This window comes from Paenibacillus xylanilyticus (assembly GCF_009664365.1).
In the GTDB taxonomy this organism is placed as follows: domain Bacteria; phylum Bacillota; class Bacilli; order Paenibacillales; family Paenibacillaceae; genus Paenibacillus; species Paenibacillus xylanilyticus_A.
The window spans coordinates 218,176-234,862 of the sequence record NZ_CP044310.1 but is presented as its reverse complement, the minus strand read 5'-3'; the positions used below and the strand labels follow the sequence as shown (position 1 = coordinate 234,862).

The following is a 16,687-nucleotide window of genomic DNA, read 5'->3' as shown; positions in this document are numbered from 1 at the left end:
GCTACACCTCTCCCCGCTCGCTCAGATAAACACCCAGCCTGGACAACGTAGGGTACCACCTGGATTGATGAATGGTTAGTCGAACCCTTCTCGATGTGACTCTCGGAAAGCAGCAAATTCGTTTGTACCCTACAATCGTTCCGGTATATATCTCATCCCAGGTACCGTCTGGCCTGCTAACCTCCAGTTTAAAACGCTCAATCCGTTGACCTATCTGGATCTGTTCCATCAGCACAACCCGGTCAAACGTTGTCTCCGTCAGCAAATCCACCTCAATCCACGCCTGCTCCGTTCCTTCGCGCGGACACCAAAACGTATCCCGGTGTTCACTCAGCACTTGCAAGACTTCATGTTGTTCATCCAACGTCTCCGATGCTTCAGCCTGTGCATGCCATGCCAGGTTTTCCTGAAACGTGGTACGCAGAACATCTCCGAGCTCTTGCAGCCGTTCCACATCCCGTTCGTGAATAAGGCCACGCGTATCCGGCGGCAGGTTGAGCAGAAAACTGGCATTGCCCCCTACTGCGCCGTAGTAAACGGTGAGCAGCTCTTCTAGCGTTTTGACCTGAGTATCCTCGCTTGCATGATAGAACCACCCTGGACGAATGGATGTATTCACCTCGGCAGGGTACCAGATCAGTTGGTCACCTAGATCACGGATAACCTCTCTGCTTCCCAAATCACTGTCCTGCGTATTGACCCTTCTAGCAAACTCCCCATCATCCACCTGCTGGGACTGCTCCTGAATCTTCTCATTATCCTGCATATGCGCCGGCACAACACTCCATTCCGAATCACGTGTATGACCAGCCTCGTTGCCGCACCAGCGGACATCCGGGCCGCATACCGAGATCACAGCTTCCGGCTGGAGTTCCCTGATAAGCGCATAGTAAGCGTCCCAGTCGTAGACCTGCCTTTTGCCATTCGGACCTTCGCCGCATGCTCCGTCAAACCACACACAGAAGATATCGCCATAATTGGTGAGCAGCTCGCGCAGCTGATGGAGGAAAAACTCGTTATACCTCTCTGAATCCCCGTATGATGCCTCATGACGATCCCAGGGGGACAAATAAATGCCAAATTTCAACCCGCCCTCACGGCAGGCATCGGCCACTTCTTTTACAAGATCACCTGTGCCGCTTCTCCACGGACTGGCTGCGACTGTATGCTCGGTAAACTGACTTGGCCACAGACAAAACCCGTCATGATGCTTGCATGTCAGGATCAATCCCTTCATACCTGCTGCCTTACACGTCTCTACCCATTGCTCTGCACTGAGTTCCGAAGGATTGAAGATTGCTGGGCTTTCTTCGCCAGTCCCCCATTCGCAATCCGTGAATGTATTTACCGTAAAATGAATAAAGGCGTAGAACTCCATCTCCTGCCATTCCAGCTGGCGCTTGGAAGGACTGACTTGTGCTGCAGCTTTGACCCAATCGGCTGCTTGCAGGCCATGACTCATCGTGTATCACTCCCGTCATTTCGTGGATTGGAATGCACTTAACAGATGCTGCTTGGCTTCTTCAACCATCTGCGGATGAATGGGCTTATGAAAACTGCCTTCATATCGGACACCTGAACCCATATGTATTTCCGTGATACCCGTTTGCCTTACCAAATCCCTAATCCTATCCAAGGTTACCCCTGAGCCAGCCATTACCGTTATATCCAACGCCTGACTCAGTTCATGGAGCTGTTTCAATTCAGAAATGGCTTCAGGTGCTGTGCGTTTTCCTCCAGATGTCAGTACACGTTCGACCGGTCCCAACGTGCTGATGGAATGGAGTGTTCCTGTCAGACTTACGCTCACATCTATGGCCCGATGAAATGTAACCCCAAGTCCCTGTGCTTCGGCTAGACATGACTCCATGGCTGCAAGATCAACCTCTCCGCCTTCCGACAAGGCACCGACTACAATGCCAGATGCTCCAAGTTCTCTAGCTATACGCACCTCCTGGGTCATAACACGGATGTCCTCGGCGCTATAGCAGAACGAGCGGCTATGCGGACGAATCATCACGTATACCGGAATGGAAACTTGGGACACCACTTGCTGGGTAATGCCAACGCTGGGGGTGAGGCCTCCTTCAGACATGGCAGAGACCAGTTCAATTCGATCTGCTCCACCCTGCTCGGCTGCCCTGGCGTCTGCTGCATCTACTGCAATCACTTCCAATATGGGCTGTCTCTTCATTGGATAACTCCCTTCGTTCCTTCCAATATATAAGTCCTTGAGGCTTCTCACCATTCACAAAGCGTCCGGTTTTTTGACCTTTTGTGCCTACTGGCCGAGTGGTATAATCTGTGACAACAAGTTCAAGGCGGTGATTCCATGGATACGGATGTGATCTTTCCCAATATGACGAGCACACTGCAGGTTACGGGTTGTCATTTTGGCAGAAAACCACCCGGCTGGGTCTATCCAAAACACCATCATCATTTATATGAAGTTCTGTATTGCCAATCTGGAGAAGGCAGAATGCTGATCGGTGCGGATGAAATTCTGCTTGGTCCAGGAGACTGGTTCTTCATCCGTGCAGGTGCCAGACACCAGATGGAGAACGCCCATACCAGCGAGTCCACAGGCGACATGGAGCCGATCCATCATTCACGCTTTGACTTTTTTAATATTCACTTCGACATAGATGATTCCGAGCTGCGAAGAACGCTGAGCCAGCAGGAATATCGCCTGATTCCCCACAGCAAGGCAGCTGCCACTGAACTGCCTGCCTATGTAGCCAAGATTGAACGGGAGATGCAGCACAGTCTGTCCTCGACTTCCCTGTCAGCTGCAAATGGCTCAGAAACCAGAATCACCCTGACCTCTGTTCAGAAAATGGCGCTGCAAGCCTACATCCTCCTGATCATTCAGGAGATCATCCTGCTGCAATCCGAAGAAGCTGATTCTATCCCGGACGCCATACCGGAGGTCACCATGCATAAGGCTGATACTGCACATCGCATCGAAGAGCAGCTGCTGAACATGATCTCGAGTGAAGGTTCCATCTCACAGATGGCCGAGGAGCTGAATCTCAGCCGCAGCCAGTGCACCAAAATATTCAAAGAAATATACGGTATCTCCCCTCGGCAATATGTCACGGAGAAGAAGCTTAACCATGCAAAACAACTGCTCGTCAGTACCAACAAGACCATTGAGGATATCGCAGATGAACTTGGCTATCACTCCGTGAGCCACTTCTCCAGGCAATTCAGACGGGGTACCGGACTCTCACCGAACCAGTTCCGTCCACGCCCTATGACATAAGGACCGTCAAAGCGCATCATTTGTGCATTGGCGGTCCTTATTCCTCACTCTTTGAAGGTTAATATCCAGGGTGAGGGGAACCCTTCGCCTCTTCCGTTTTTTCTGTCCTCTGCGTTCCCATGTAATTGTGAGATTTAACCTATTGTTTAATTTGTTATTTTTGTTATCTAAATATCGTTATCATGATTTAGGTTTAGTCTAAAACGTTAGGTTCAGCACGTCAATACAAAAAAAGACACCCCGGAGGGTGTCTATCTTGCCTTGATTTCCTAATTGGTCATCCAGGCTTTTTTTATTTTTTGCGACGAGCCTTCGTCATTCGATTAAACATAATAAGTGCGGCAATCACCATGGCAATCATGGCGATACTACTAGCTGATTCTTGCGACATGCCGAACAGCATACCCAGGTTGGTTACCAGGCTTCTTACAATCAACGCCACTGCAATCAGCAGGATTGGACTCCAAAAATTATACCTTCTCATATCCTTCGCAACACTCCTGACCAGATTGTTCAGAATTCCAGGATCTCCTAACAACATCATAACAGTCAGCCTGTCCAGTGACAACATGCCCATCACGGGATGACTATATGCCTGTGCTAGACCTGTTTGAATTCAATCCAGTCGATCTGCAGACCCGGTTTGGTGAAGTCCAGCTTCAACTCATACAGCCCTGCTTCCAGCTCTACTTTTACAAGCTTCTGTCTGATCCATTTGCCTTCTGTACCATTGGTCTGAATGGTCGTCATCAACTGGTCATTCAAAAGCACATTACATGCGCTTTGCGCCAGTTCCGGCTCAGGGGACATGATCTGTACGATAATCCGATATTGGCCTGCCTCGTCCACTTTCATGTAGACTGGCTCGCTTACAGCAGGCTTCACCTGTGCATTCTCAGCCAGAGCCTGGGCCCGGTCGGCAGCAAGGGATGCATTGGCCTGGAAGGAAGCCACGTTCTCCACGATTTCGTGTTTTCTCGAGGAAACCGGTGCATTCATGATGAACTTGCAAATATTGATCGCCGAGCGCTGGAGCTCTCCGCGTGTCAGGGTTCCATTTGCCAGGGATTCAATCGTGTTATCATCCCAGCCGTTAATCTCTGCGCCATAGTTCGGCACAACCATGTACAGATCGTTCTGGGCACGAATCATCCAGTTTGTATATTTGCGGTCAGCCTCTCCGCCTTCGACCACATCGTTCATAATGGCCCACCAGTCTGTCATAACAATCCCGTCGAAATTCCACTCTCCGCGAAGAATCGTCGTGTTCAGATCATAGTTGGATGCAGCCCAGTGTCCGTTAATCGGGTTGTAGGAGGTCATGATAGAATTGGCGCCGCCTTGTTTCACGGCAATTTCGAACCCTTTCAGGTATATCTCACGCAGGGCACGCTCCGAGACTACAGCATCGACCTTGCTGCGGTGTTTCTCCTGATTGTTGCAGGCAAAGTGCTTCAGGGTCGCGTTGGATCCGCCCTTCATAATACCTTTGGTGCAAGCTGCCGCAAACACACCCGAGATCAGCGGGTCTTCAGAGAAGTACTCGAAGTTACGACCGTTGAGCGGGCTGCGGCGAATATTGAGTCCAGGTCCGAGCAGGGTATCGACCTGATTTCTCAGCAGCTCCTGGCCTTCCATGACGTACAGCTCTTCAACCAGATCGGTATTCCATGTTGCTGCCAGCAGCGTACCGATCGAGACTTGTGTCGCTTTCTCCCCACTATCCATACGAATGCCGGACGGGCCATCCGCTGTACAGGCTACAGGAATGCCGTAGTTAAACAGGCTGTCGCTGACACCACCGAATGCGGACGCTGTACCGGAGGTAACAAGCGGACTGCTCATACCTTCGCCTCGTACGATCGCAGCCAGATCCTGATCGCTCAATTGGGCAACGAAGGCTTCCAGACTGACTTTTCCGTTTTTGACATCGCTCAATTTGTAACCTTGGTTACCTGTTTGCTCCAGCGTTTGAGGCAGGTTTTGCTCAATCCGGTCTGCCATCGAAATCTGACGCTTCGGCACGTCTACATAAATGAGCTCGTACGACCCATCCGCCTTGCGAGCACCAGGCTTCATCCGAGTGAAATCTTCGGTTGGAGCCATCGCCTCATGCAGCTGCTCTACCAATTGAATCGTTTCTACGATGTACCCATCCTGACCGTCAATTTCGATGTGGTCAGCTTGTTTTACACTGGTACCGACATGCAATCGATACGTGCCTTCTTCGAGAACGTAAGCAGATGCATATCCTGTGACGCCTGCATCATCATAGGATGCCATGGTATGTACCGGGAAGCTTACCGTCAGCAATTCTGATTCTCCAGGCTGGAGCAGTCCTGTTTTGCCGAAGGCAGCCAGAGCTTTCACAGGTTGTCCCAACTTGCCCTGTGGTGCTTCATAGTACACCTGTACAACTTCTTTGCCCGCATATGTTGTGCCCGAGTTGGTCACGTTTACACGAACTTCAATGAAGGTTTGGCCTTCTCTGGAAATCGTGCGAGCATCTTGCGGCTGAATGGCAAACGTCGTATAAGACAGGCCGTAACCGAATTCAAATTGCACCTTTTCAGGTCGAAACGTTTCGAAATAACGATAACCTACATAAATATCTTCCTGATACAGGTTCTTGAACTCGTTGCCATAGTTAATTGTTGAAGGGTAATCTTCGATGGAATAGGCAATCGTATCCGTCAGTTTACCGCTCGGTGTAACGTCACCCGCCAGTACATCGGCAATTGCGTTACCACCCTCCATACCACCATGCCAGGAGTAGATAACGCCCTGAATCGGGTGTACATACGTTTCGTTCAACCAGCTCATATCGATAATGTTGGAGACATTCAGTACCACAATGGTATGTTCAAAATGCGCTGTAACCTGCTTCAGCATCGCTTTCTCATCTTCAGTCAGCTGGTAGCTGCCTGGTGCATCGGCATTATCCTGATCTTCCCCAGCAGTACGTCCAATGACCACGATGGCTTTGCCGGACTTGCTTCTTGCCTGTGCAACCAATTCATCGGTCAGAGGCATTTCCTTCTGGTTCCAAGGCTCAGCGGCCCATACTTTACCGCCATCATCAAATGGATTTTCCTCAATCCACTTTTCGTAAACGGCTGCCAGCTCTTCATTAACAGTGATATTCTTCTTGCTGCGAAGCCCATCCAGCAGGTTCGTTGTATATGCTACATGCACGCTTCCGCCTGAACCTGTGCCGCTGCGATAGTAGTTAACTTGAATCCGGCCAAAAACTGAAACGTTTTCGTTGTCACGAAGAGGAAGTACCAGACCTTCGTTTCTCAATAGTACCGCGCCTTCTGCGGCAACCGTGCGACTAAATTCTGCAAACCCTTCCAATGGAACCCCGATTTGATGTGTACTCAATGATTTCCCTCCTGATTGTTCTCCCCATAATCCATGAATCGCTATCCCTATTCAGTGATTTGGTAGATTCACTTGTACATAGTCCCATATTAACAGATTCTATAGAAGAAAATAACTCAAGAAACCGCTTTTTCACATTGTCGACATGACATTTTAGAAAAATTAAACCAAAAAGCCACGAACGCAATCCGTCCGTGACTTATAAATTCATTTCAAACTGCTACTCAAGTCGTCAGCTTCGCATATAGAAGGAAGAATAACATATCTTCACCCACGATAACGTAGTTCGGAACCTGATAGATCAGATCTACAATGACAAATGCAGCCAGCACGCCAACCATCGTTACCAGATGAACCGGACGAAGTCTTAAGTGCGCATGTCGGTAACGATGGAACACGAGCGAGGTTGACAGGAAGTACAGCAGTACAGATCCGAAGCCAAAACCCAGCATGAATACATAGTTAAGCTCATTCAGGTACAGCAGTTGAATGGAAGCGGCGATCATGCTCATTGAAATGTAGATGAACAGATGGCCATAGATGATCGCTTGCCCGGCCGTCTGAATTTCCTTGCTGACCTTTTTCTCCACGTTATCGAAATACTGCCACCACATCGCAATGACGAATATGGAAGTAAAAGCAGCAAACAGGATGGATCTCAGATCCCAGTGATCTGCCTGCAGTACAGCAATAATACTAATTACCGACTCACCGAGCAGGATAAGTGTAAAGAGTGCAAAGCGTTCGAGCAGGTGATGCGTCTGGATCGGTACCTTCACCAGATTTTTGCGCCCAATCAGCGGCAGTACGATATCAACGGCAATCCCCGCATACAGCACGAGGTAGCGCACCCAGGAATCGAAGAACAGGGAACCGGAGGAGATCAGAATACCGATGATAAAGCAGATCCCGAGATAGCGGGCGGCCTGTTGTTGATGTGTGCTTTTGGACTTGTGAACCGTAAGATACTGAATCGCGGTAAATGCCCTTGAACCGATATATCCTACGAAGAATGACAGGTAATACTGATCAAAATGAGTCGAAAGACTTGCCGTCATCACGAGAACCGACAGAAGCTGAAGGATGAGAAAGATGCGATGGCTGAGGACATCCTGACCGTATCGATTAATGAATAGGGTCTGGCCCACCCATGCCCACCAGACGGGGATGAAGATCAATACAAATTTCATTAGATATTCAAACGAAATAACGCCGTGTTCGGCATGCAGCAGGACATGTCCTGCCTTGGATACGGCTGCGACGAAGAGCAGATCGTAAAACAGCTCCAGCCAGGTAACCTTTTTCTCCATCATCCTTCGATGCTCCTTTGGGTTCAAGTCTTCATTTGTCTTATGTAAAAGTTAATCCATTCGCGGCCGGAACATCGTTCTGGCCGCTATGGTTTATATTGTCCGTTACTGAGCAGCTGTTGCAGGTTCCAACGTTCTTACCACAATCGGCTGCAGATTGCCTTCGATCTGTTCACGATATTGTTCGAACCACTCTGGCAGCATCAATTTCTCTCCGAGTGCATCAGCAGGTTCATCTTTGGCAAATCCCGGTGGATCTGTTGCAATCTCAAACAGGATTCCGCCTGCTTCTCTGAAGTAGATGGCATTGAAATATTGACGGTCGCGGACTGGGGTTGGTTGGTAGCCATATTGGTATACGGCCCCTCTCCATGCCTCATGCTCTTCAAAATCTTTGGCACGCCACGCAATGTGGTGTACTGTGCCTGAGCCGCCTACACCCAGAGGTATGCGGGTAACTGGAACGTCCACGACGTTACCGATATCTCCGCTGGAACGGAAACGGGCATACTCTTCATTTTCATCGACTCTGACGAATCCCAGAATGTTCTCTAGCGCATCCATTGTTCTCTGCGGATTCACACTGAATAATACAGCACCGCCGAAGCCTTTAATTGCTTTGTTTGCCGGAATGCCTTCATGCTCCCATGTGCTGGCAGCACCTTCTTCCCGTTCAACAAGCTCAAGCCGCAAGCCTTCACTGTCTTCGAATTGAAGAAGCTCTTCATTGAAGCGACTTGTTTTGGTTACCTCAATGTTATAACGTTCCAGCCGATCCTGCCAGAAGCCAATAGTCCCAGGAGGAATGACATAAGAGGTAATGCCGACTTGGCCACCGCCAATTTTGCCTCGAGGTGATCCGGCAGATGGGAAGAAGGTAATAATGGTTCCCGGGCTGCCTTGTTCATCCCCGAAGTACAGATGGTACACATCTGGTGCATCGAAATTGATTGTTTTTTTCACGAGACGAAGTCCCAGAACCCCAGCGTAAAAGTCGACATTGGCCTGTGGATCGCCCGCAAAAGCCGTAATATGATGGATACCTGCAGTTTGAAGTGTCATAATAAATTCCTCCTTGGATTTTCGAATTGGATATGGTGGTTTTAGTTTTTTATTTATTGTAATTTGTATTATCTTTATTTTAAGATATATGACCGATTGAATTTAGTTGTTGTTTTGGCTTGCTTGTTCCTGTTTCAATTTATCGGGAGTAACGTCATCGCCGTTCGGATCATAGATGGTGACATTCAGCAGAATATCATTGATCGAACCGCGAAAGATTTGCAGGTATTCCTGGCGCAGACGAATTTGTTCCGCTTTCTCCATCTCTGTCAGTTCTGCCTCTTTAGCTTTTCTGGAAAGTTCATTTATTCTGGTCAATGTTGGAATCATCATCTTGATCTCTCTCCTTGTAATTGGATTCAGATATTATTCTTTGGTGTCATTTTTCTTTGAATTAAATATCTTAAATTAAAGATAAATCATTTTGGGAGTATTGTCAACACTTTTATCAAAATGAAATATTAAAAGAAAAAAAGGACCCATACGGAGTTTCCACTCCGATGTGAGCCCTTTTTCAATTCCGCTATGTTAAACCAGCTTTTGACCACAGTTGGGACAGAAGTTGGCTCCTTCATTTTTGGCACCACAGTTCGGACAGAAGTTCGGCTTCTTGGCCCCCTCGGAAGAAGCTCCTTCCTTGGGCGCGGATGGTTGATCCGTGTTTTGGCCTGAACTGTTGTTATTATTATTTTGATTCTGGCCTTGATTCTGGCTCATGTTCTTCATCATTTCGTTAGCCATATTCATACCCATCATCATGCCCGCCATATCCGATGCTGCGCCGCCGCCTTTCACCTTGCCGGATGCGATGCCATCCGTCATGCTAACCTGCTGGTATTTCTGCAAATTACCGATCATCTCATGCGAAGCGGTCTTCGTGATCATGTCCTGGATCTCCTGCGGGTAATTGAAACTCATCACCTGGAATCCGGTAATGCCAATTCCGATGTCCATCATTTGCATATCCAGGTCTTCTTGAATGCCTTTTGCAATCTCCGACGCGTTCGCCTGCAAGTTGAACATATCCTTGCCCTCACGGCTGATCCACTTCATAAGCAGCTGATCCAGTACAGAAGTCATGCGGATTTTGACATCCTCGACCAGATAGCTCTGCTTGATGCCAGCAATTTTATCAATGAGCGTGACGTAGTCACTCACCTTGAAGTTGAACGTACCGTTGGCCCGAATCGGCATTCCGCCCGGAAGCTGAGGTGTTGGAATCAGTACAGGGCTTTGCGTTCCCCACCGAACGGTAAATTCCTTTGTATTCACAAACAGCACTTCGACCCGCATGCCGCTGTTGAACCCGAATTTAAATCCTTTTAATGTAGACAGAAACGGAATGATCTCGGAATCGATATTAAACGAACCCTCATCCTCAAAGATTCCCTCAACCTTGCCGTTGTTCAAAAAGATCGCATCCTGACCCGAACGGATAATCAGCTTACTGCCCTTCTTGATCTCCCGGTTGCTCCACTTCCAGAAAATCATGTCATCTCTGAATTCTTCCCATTCCACTACATTTGAAAATTGATTTTTGAAAAATCCCATATTCGTTCCCATCCCTTCTATGTGGTACTGCTCCAAACGTTCAAATACTAAAACGAACCTCTACTTCCACTGTGAGAGTGGCCGCCACGGGTGGTGCCTCCACCACCGCCACCTCCGCCGTTGTTATTGTTTCTTTCTATTTTTCGTTTGGTGACCGTGGTACGGATATACCGATCCTGTCGATCAATTACACTGGAGGAACTGGAATCCTCATATGTTGCTCGATTGACGGTAACCCGCCCTCCTGAACGGTAGGCCATGATTCCAACTACGATGCCTCCGATGGCAACAGCCACGACTAGTTGGAACCAACCGTTGAACAAAATATTATTTGGATTCACACCCGGTCTGTACCCCATGTACTCGTAAGAGAGCCTTATATATTTCTCGAAAGCAAGCTTATAATCCCCGTTAGACAAATCCGGAGTGATCCTGCTGCGGATAGCATCGAGCCGTCCACTGTCCAGATAATCTTCTGCTTTATAAAATCCGGCCAGGTACACTTCTCTGAAGTTCATATCCATCGTCAATATGACAGCATTTCCGTGAACTTTATCAAATCCCAGCCCCTGCTCATCGTAAAAGTCCTCGGTCAACAGCTCCACATCTTGATTGTCTGTATTGTTTGTTGTCAGGATAATAAAATCTGTCTGCCTCTCGGCTCCATACTCATTCGCCAGTGCGTTCAATTCACTTTTCTCCTGCTCACTCAGCAGATTAGCCTCATCATAGATGAGATTTTTACCCTCGGCTGCCGAGGCAGTCTGAACAGTCAAAAAGGAGAATGTCAAACTAAACACCATCATTACCAGCGTGGTCACCATTGCAAGCTGTTTGACCTGTTTCACAGGAACCCACCTCCCATCATCCAGGAGATCAGTTTCAAGGATAATAAGGAGACGGCCGAAACGCCGGCGAACCATCCAGCCACTTTGGCTTTACTAATGGGCGGTTTGCCGACCACTTTTCCCGTTTGGCCATTCATGGCAAAGGTATATTGGGCATGATTGAAGTCATAATAGACCATCCATACGGGAAGCAGCACATAGTCTGCATTTTTAAGCGTCGTATCAATTTGTTTGTCCGTGTAGCTTACACTGTTATATCCGGATACGGTTGAAGCAATATATGAATCAATATAAGATCTGGTCTTCTCCTTGGCCCGCGGATATAACTCTTCATCGGTGTAGCTGTATTTCTCTGCAATGTATCCCGCAAGATACGGGGTCTTGAACTCTTTCAGCTGATTATAGGGAAATGGCTCCAGCTTATCCATCAGCTCATCCTTCATTTTCTCCGAAGCATCAATGGGCAGATTCACATAGTTGAGCCGGATTTTCCGGTAAATATCAAAATGCTGTGTCTCCGTATAATGGTAGTCGCCTTGTGTGTAGGTTCTCACCTTGGTTCCGCGGCCGTGAACTTCGATTTTGTTATGTAGCTCATATAACCAGAACGGCACATACATCCCCGTAATATTCTGAATCCGGTCTGCGCTCATGAATCCGCTCGGGGTCAGCAGGCCGTTCCGGCACCACTTTTTGAATGCCTGCTTCGCCTGCTCCTTGCTGATGGAAAAAGGAATAACCATGACGGGTGCCAGATCACCCGTCAACCGATCGCTCAGCACAACTGCCGCTCCGCAGAAGCTGCACGTGGTTGCGCTCGTCTCCGGTTCTGTAACGATATCCGCGCCGCAGCTGTTACAGTGATATTGCTTCACTTCATTTTCCGTGAATACCTGTTTCTTCAGCGGGTCCGGGATTTGCTCAATGTTGTCCTGTCGCCCACAGCTCGGGCAGGATAATGAACCTGTCGCGCTGTCAAAAACCATACCACTGCCACAGTTGGGACACTTGTATTCAATAACTGGCATCTGCTCACCTCAATATTAACGAAATATAATCGTATCCATCCTAATTATTCTTTAGCTTCTCCTGAATTGCTGCGAGTTCTTCCTCCGCACTCGGAGCCTTATTGTCACTATTACCCGCTTCCGCGTTCATTTCTCTCTCCAGCTGCGCAATAAGTTCATCCAGATCATCTTCCTGCTTCCCTGCCCGGAGCTCGGCAAGTGCTTCTGCTTCATTTAAGGCCTGATTGGCCTTCTCTTCCATCGCCTGAAAAGCCGCGTTTGCTTTCCCTGCTGAAGCATTCCGTTCATTGGCCTGCTGCTGGGCCTTCGCCTCTGCCATTCTGCCTTTCAGCTCGGTATGTCTGGCTTCCAATTGTCCCAGATCTGCTACCAATTTATCATTCATATGCTTCATCATTTTGGCTTTTGCGGAGGCACGTTCATATGCTGCCTGTAATTCGTTCCATTTCTCCGTCTGCTTCACTTTCTTTTCCAGAAAACTCCGGGCCTTATCTTCATCGCCTGACTCTGCCGACTTCTCTGCATACCGCTGCAATTTTTTCATCTCAGCACTGCATTCGTCCAAAGCTCGCTTCGCCCTGCTCTCCTCCGACAGAACAGCCGCGGTCTCTGCCTTCACCTGTCCCAGATCACTGCTCAGACTCCGCATATATTCATTCACAGTCTTCTCCGGATCTTCCGCCCGAGCCAGCAAGCTGTTCACATTGGCCTTCATCACGTCCCTAAACCTCGATAAGATTCCCATTCCTGCGTTCCTCCTCCGAAAAGTTTACATATACCCTATAATACATGAATTCCAAGAACGAGGTTTCATTTCCCTGGATTGGACGACATTTCCCAAATGAAAAACCACCAGCTCCTGCTGATGGTTATCTTATGCTACACTATCCATTTTTAACGGGTATGGCTATCCAGATCAGGCGGGAAGACTCTCCACCGCGGTAAAGAATACATCCAGCAGTTCTACGCCAAAGTTTGCCTCAACATATGCCGTAATATGCTTCAGATCCTCTTCGTGCTGATACTCCAGACATGGACGACCTTCGCTCCAGAGCACTCTGCACGTAAACTCATTAACCACGCATTGAATGATATGATCCTGCTCTACCGCTTCACGAAATGCTGACATCGCATGACGCTCCTTTCTTTCCTTTTCCATCGTTGATGCTTATGTATTCATTTTGAAAAAATGGATTCCGAACTTCCGTGATAATGATCACAAGGTAACAGCTGCAGCAAACAGCCTGGCTTATCGCTCCTCTGCGATCCTGCACCTAAAGCTTCTAGAGCAAAGATGCCAATCTCTCGTAAGTTGGCTATAATAAGGGAACCATTAAATGAGATTTCTATAAAAGGCAGGAACATTATGCGTACACGAGTTCATATCATTGCTCCTTACGAATCCATGACTACCATTATACAAGAATGCATTCCCCAGTTTCCTCAATTATCGATTCAATGCGATGTAGGCGACTTGGCGAAGGGGGCCGAACTGGCTTCACAAGCCGAACGAAACGGGGCTGAAATTATCATTAGCCGTGGGGGTACTGCACAGCTGATTAAGGAAGCCGTCACGATTCCCGTGATTGATGTACAGCTCTCGGGATATGACATGATTCGTTCCTTGACTCTCGCCAGCCAGTTTAACGGCAAAACGGCCATCGTTGGCTTTTCGAATATCACCTCAGGTGCACAATCCATTATTGATCTGATGGACCTGCCCCTCAAGGTATATACGATTCGCAGTTCCGAAGATGTCGCCAGGCTGCTGCTGGAGCTGAAAGCATCCGGATATCGTCAGATTGTCGGAGATGTGATCACCGTAGATACCGCCAGAACCTATGGGCTCGAAGGCTTACTGATTCAGTCTGGCAAGGAAGCCATTCTACGCGCGCTTGAAGATGCCCAGCTGGTATTTCGCTATCTGAGCAAGAACCAAGCCATTTCTGTTATTTTGAACAACCTGGTCACACAAGAGCACCCCAATCTGCTGATCTTGGATGAACGGAATGATATCGTATTCGAAAACCTGACCGATTTTGAGAAGAACCCATTGACGGAAAATTTTATTCATTTGATAAATACCAATCTGGAGTTTGAGCAATCTCAGGTTCAACATATGTTCATGGTTGACGATTATCAGCTGACAGTAACAGCCCATGAAACAACGCTGAATAATAAGGGTTATAAAGTCTACACGCTTGAAAAAGGACAGCCTTACCAGTTTGCACAATTCGGCATAACCACCTACACGGATATAACCATCGGGCCCATTGTTGCCGAATCACCAGCCATGCAGGTGATGTTGAAGAACATTCAGGCTGTATATGAAAATCACGAACCCATCTATCTGCTCGGACATGCAGATTCAGGTAAATCATTTCTCGTAAAACACATGCATCAGATGTACTCAGGCGGTGGACTGCTGCTGCAAATAGACCTGTCGCAGGTACCTGCCGGCCATTTGCATAAAATACCGCTCTCCAAAGTCCGCAACGTGGAGCTGAATCATATCGAACAGCGGCTCCATGATGAAGAGGTGACCTCATTCATTCAGACCTGTCTGAACAGGCAGATTGGTGTATTCATTCTGGGAGAAGAGCCCTTGAATCCGTATTGGACGCTTGATATCGAGCTGAGTACCATGATCATGCCAAGTCTTGCGGACAGGCTGGAGGATCTGGCTCCACTGATCCAGCAGTTCCTTACCGACTATTATCATAAGTATGGAACCGCTGCGGTGAAGATCAAGGAGGATGCACTGCAGTTAATCCGGGAGCAGGTTCCACAGATGACAGTCAGCCAGCTGAAGCATCTTATCAAACAGGCTGCCCTAAATGAGCAGGATTATGTGATCTCGACAGATACGTTGTCCCGCCTGCTGAATCAGCATTCTGCAACGAACACGATGCGGTTGAATGGTACGCTGAAAGAGATCGAGAAGGAAATTATTCAGCACGTTCTGCAGGAAGAAAACAATAACCAATCCAAGGCTGCAGATCGCCTGGGGATTAATCGAGCCACACTTTGGCGCAAACTTAAAGAATGATCTTTAAGTTTGTGCTTTTTTTATGACTCGATGTGTTGCATTATTAAACACTTAAGTGATTACTTAAAATTTACAGCAAATTATTGTTGCTAAAATAAACAATCTGCGTTAAGATAGTCCCTGCAAGCGCTTCATAAAAACGATTACTTAAATAAGGAGCTACTACTATGAACATTAAAGCGACATTAGATCGTATTCCTGGCGGTATGATGGTTGTCCCGCTGTTACTTGGTGCAACGATTAACACATTCTTCCCCAATGCCTTGCGGATTGGCGGATTTACCGAAGCCCTGTTCGTTAACAGTTCAAGCACGCTGATCGCTTTGTTCCTCCTGATTGCCGGAACACAGATTACGTTCAAGACAGCCGGTTCATCTGTCGGTAAAGGTATTACACTGCTTGTGTTCAAGTGGGCTGTTGGTGCAATATTAGGTTTGATCGCCATTTTCTTCGCAGATTCCAATGGATTATTCCTTGGTCTGGCACCACTTGCCATTATCGCTGCTATGACGAATTCCAACGGCGGACTGTACATCGCCCTGGCCGGACAATACGGCAAAGAGGATGACAAGGCAGCTTATCCATTCCTCGCACTCAGCGACGGACCTTTTCTTACCATGGTTGCACTCTCTATTTTCGGTGCGATGGGCTTCGCCAATGGCATGTTCTCCCCGATGGCTTTTGTAGCCGTACTGCTTCCACTGATCGTCGGTGTAGTTATTGGTAACCTGGATCGCAACTTGGCTGAATGGCTGCATAAAGGCAGTGACAAGCTCGTTCCGTTCTTCGCCTTTTCACTCGGTATGGGAATCAACTTCTCGTCTATCATTCAAGGTGGACTAAGCGGCATCATGCTGGGTGTAATTACAGTATTGATCACTGGCGGCGTTGGCTACCTGCTCTTCAAAGCCATCGGCTGGAATCCTATTGTCGGAGCTTCGGAAGGTTCCACAGCGGGTAACGCTGTAGGTACACCTGCTGCTATCGTAGCGGCCAATGCTTCCTTTGCCCCTATTGCTGAAATTGCTACCGTACAAATTGCGGCAAGTGTCGTAACCACCGCTATTCTTTTGCCGATCTTCATTGGTTTCCTATCCAAACGGCTGGAGAAATCAGGCGGCGTCGAGAAGTACAATCAAAGACCGACCACATAAAGCAACAAACTTATACTGAGCGGACAAGAATTCACT

Annotated in this window: 15 protein-coding genes; 3 read left to right on the top strand and 12 right to left on the bottom strand. The window is 48.0% G+C overall.

Going from position 1 to position 16,687, the window contains the following annotated elements; translation table 11 throughout:
* Nucleotide 1: 1 nt before the first annotated feature.
* On the bottom strand, nt 2–1,462 hold the full coding sequence (locus tag F4V51_RS01100; RefSeq protein WP_153976525.1) for an alpha-L-fucosidase: 1,461 nt from the start codon (nt 1,460–1,462) through the stop codon (nt 2–4).
* Between the two features lie 15 nt (nt 1,463–1,477).
* Complete coding sequence (locus F4V51_RS01095) at nt 1,478–2,194, bottom strand: copper homeostasis protein CutC (protein WP_162009872.1); 717 nt, start codon at nt 2,192–2,194, stop codon at nt 1,478–1,480.
* Nucleotides 2,195–2,332: 138 nt separating this feature from the next.
* On the opposite strand from F4V51_RS01095, the gene F4V51_RS01090 reads away from it, so the two are divergent.
* Complete coding sequence (locus F4V51_RS01090) at nt 2,333–3,265, top strand: helix-turn-helix domain-containing protein (RefSeq protein WP_153976523.1); 933 nt, start codon at nt 2,333–2,335, stop codon at nt 3,263–3,265.
* A 292-nt stretch (nt 3,266–3,557) separates the two neighbouring features.
* On the opposite strand, the gene F4V51_RS01085 is transcribed toward F4V51_RS01090, so the two are convergent.
* The 10 genes from F4V51_RS01085 to F4V51_RS01040 all read right to left on the bottom strand — a co-directional run bounded on the left by F4V51_RS01085 (nt 3,558) and on the right by F4V51_RS01040 (nt 13,577).
* Complete coding sequence (locus F4V51_RS01085) at nt 3,558–3,749, bottom strand: hypothetical protein (RefSeq protein WP_095362005.1); 192 nt, start codon at nt 3,747–3,749, stop codon at nt 3,558–3,560.
* Between the two features lie 116 nt (nt 3,750–3,865).
* Nucleotides 3,866–6,649, bottom strand: coding sequence for a glycoside hydrolase family 3 C-terminal domain-containing protein (locus F4V51_RS01080; RefSeq protein WP_153976522.1), 2,784 nt, complete (start codon nt 6,647–6,649; stop codon nt 3,866–3,868).
* 224 nt (nt 6,650–6,873) lie between these two features.
* Nucleotides 6,874–7,962: a low temperature requirement protein A gene (locus F4V51_RS01075; RefSeq protein ID WP_153976521.1), complete on the bottom strand. Its 1,089-nt coding sequence runs from the start codon at nt 7,960–7,962 to the stop codon at nt 6,874–6,876.
* Between the two features lie 102 nt (nt 7,963–8,064).
* Nucleotides 8,065–9,021 (bottom strand): ring-cleaving dioxygenase, encoded by a 957-nt coding sequence (locus F4V51_RS01070; RefSeq protein WP_153976520.1) that lies wholly within the window; start codon nt 9,019–9,021, stop codon nt 8,065–8,067.
* A 102-nt stretch (nt 9,022–9,123) separates the two neighbouring features.
* Nucleotides 9,124–9,351 carry a DUF896 domain-containing protein gene (locus F4V51_RS01065; RefSeq protein ID WP_095293145.1) on the bottom strand — a complete coding sequence of 76 codons (228 nt, stop codon included), beginning with the start codon at nt 9,349–9,351 and terminating at the stop codon, nt 9,124–9,126.
* Between the two features lie 198 nt (nt 9,352–9,549).
* Nucleotides 9,550–10,572 carry an SPFH domain-containing protein gene (locus F4V51_RS01060; protein ID WP_153976519.1) on the bottom strand — a complete coding sequence of 341 codons (1,023 nt, stop codon included), beginning with the start codon at nt 10,570–10,572 and terminating at the stop codon, nt 9,550–9,552.
* 47 nt (nt 10,573–10,619) lie between these two features.
* Nucleotides 10,620–11,378 (bottom strand): TPM domain-containing protein, encoded by a 759-nt coding sequence (locus F4V51_RS01055; protein WP_416226527.1) that lies wholly within the window; start codon nt 11,376–11,378, stop codon nt 10,620–10,622.
* Between the two features lie 38 nt (nt 11,379–11,416).
* Entirely contained in the window at nt 11,417–12,448 is a 1,032-nt protein-coding gene (locus F4V51_RS01050; RefSeq protein ID WP_153976518.1) for a TFIIB-type zinc ribbon-containing protein, read from the bottom strand.
* A 40-nt stretch (nt 12,449–12,488) separates the two neighbouring features.
* Entirely contained in the window at nt 12,489–13,193 is a 705-nt protein-coding gene (locus tag F4V51_RS01045; protein ID WP_153976517.1) for a PspA/IM30 family protein, read from the bottom strand.
* A gap of 171 nt (nt 13,194–13,364) precedes the next feature.
* A complete protein-coding gene (locus F4V51_RS01040) occupies nt 13,365–13,577 on the bottom strand; it encodes a hypothetical protein (RefSeq protein WP_153976516.1) in 213 nt (70 codons plus the stop codon).
* A 237-nt stretch (nt 13,578–13,814) separates the two neighbouring features.
* Between F4V51_RS01040 and F4V51_RS01035 the strand changes: the two genes are divergently transcribed.
* Together F4V51_RS01035 and F4V51_RS01030 are read left to right on the top strand one after the other, a co-directional pair.
* A complete protein-coding gene (locus F4V51_RS01035) occupies nt 13,815–15,497 on the top strand; it encodes a PrpR N-terminal domain-containing protein (protein ID WP_153976515.1) in 1,683 nt (560 codons plus the stop codon).
* 167 nt (nt 15,498–15,664) lie between these two features.
* A complete protein-coding gene (locus F4V51_RS01030) occupies nt 15,665–16,651 on the top strand; it encodes a 2-keto-3-deoxygluconate permease (protein ID WP_153976514.1) in 987 nt (328 codons plus the stop codon).
* Nucleotides 16,652–16,687 lie beyond the last annotated feature (36 nt).

What these genes read in the sequence shown, in the direction of transcription:
- F4V51_RS01060 (WP_153976519.1), bottom strand. Translation starts at nt 10,572, where the DNA reads ATGGGATTTTTCAAAAATCAATTTTCAAATGTAGTGGAATGGGAAGAA.
- F4V51_RS01050 (WP_153976518.1), bottom strand. Translation starts at nt 12,448, where the DNA reads ATGCCAGTTATTGAATACAAGTGTCCCAACTGTGGCAGTGGTATGGTT.
- F4V51_RS01075 (WP_153976521.1), bottom strand. Translation starts at nt 7,962, where the DNA reads ATGATGGAGAAAAAGGTTACCTGGCTGGAGCTGTTTTACGATCTGCTC.
- F4V51_RS01040 (WP_153976516.1), bottom strand. Translation starts at nt 13,577, where the DNA reads ATGTCAGCATTTCGTGAAGCGGTAGAGCAGGATCATATCATTCAATGC.
- F4V51_RS01090 (WP_153976523.1), top strand. Translation starts at nt 2,333, where the DNA reads ATGGATACGGATGTGATCTTTCCCAATATGACGAGCACACTGCAGGTT.
- F4V51_RS01065 (WP_095293145.1), bottom strand. Translation starts at nt 9,351, where the DNA reads ATGATTCCAACATTGACCAGAATAAATGAACTTTCCAGAAAAGCTAAA.
- F4V51_RS01085 (WP_095362005.1), bottom strand. Translation starts at nt 3,749, where the DNA reads ATGAGAAGGTATAATTTTTGGAGTCCAATCCTGCTGATTGCAGTGGCG.
- F4V51_RS01100 (WP_153976525.1), bottom strand. Translation starts at nt 1,462, where the DNA reads ATGAGTCATGGCCTGCAAGCAGCCGATTGGGTCAAAGCTGCAGCACAA.
- F4V51_RS01045 (WP_153976517.1), bottom strand. Translation starts at nt 13,193, where the DNA reads ATGGGAATCTTATCGAGGTTTAGGGACGTGATGAAGGCCAATGTGAAC.
- F4V51_RS01030 (WP_153976514.1), top strand. Translation starts at nt 15,665, where the DNA reads ATGAACATTAAAGCGACATTAGATCGTATTCCTGGCGGTATGATGGTT.
- F4V51_RS01070 (WP_153976520.1), bottom strand. Translation starts at nt 9,021, where the DNA reads ATGACACTTCAAACTGCAGGTATCCATCATATTACGGCTTTTGCGGGC.
- F4V51_RS01035 (WP_153976515.1), top strand. Translation starts at nt 13,815, where the DNA reads ATGCGTACACGAGTTCATATCATTGCTCCTTACGAATCCATGACTACC.
- F4V51_RS01095 (WP_162009872.1), bottom strand. Translation starts at nt 2,194, where the DNA reads ATGAAGAGACAGCCCATATTGGAAGTGATTGCAGTAGATGCAGCAGAC.
- F4V51_RS01055 (WP_416226527.1), bottom strand. Translation starts at nt 11,378, where the DNA reads ATGATGGTGTTTAGTTTGACATTCTCCTTTTTGACTGTTCAGACTGCC.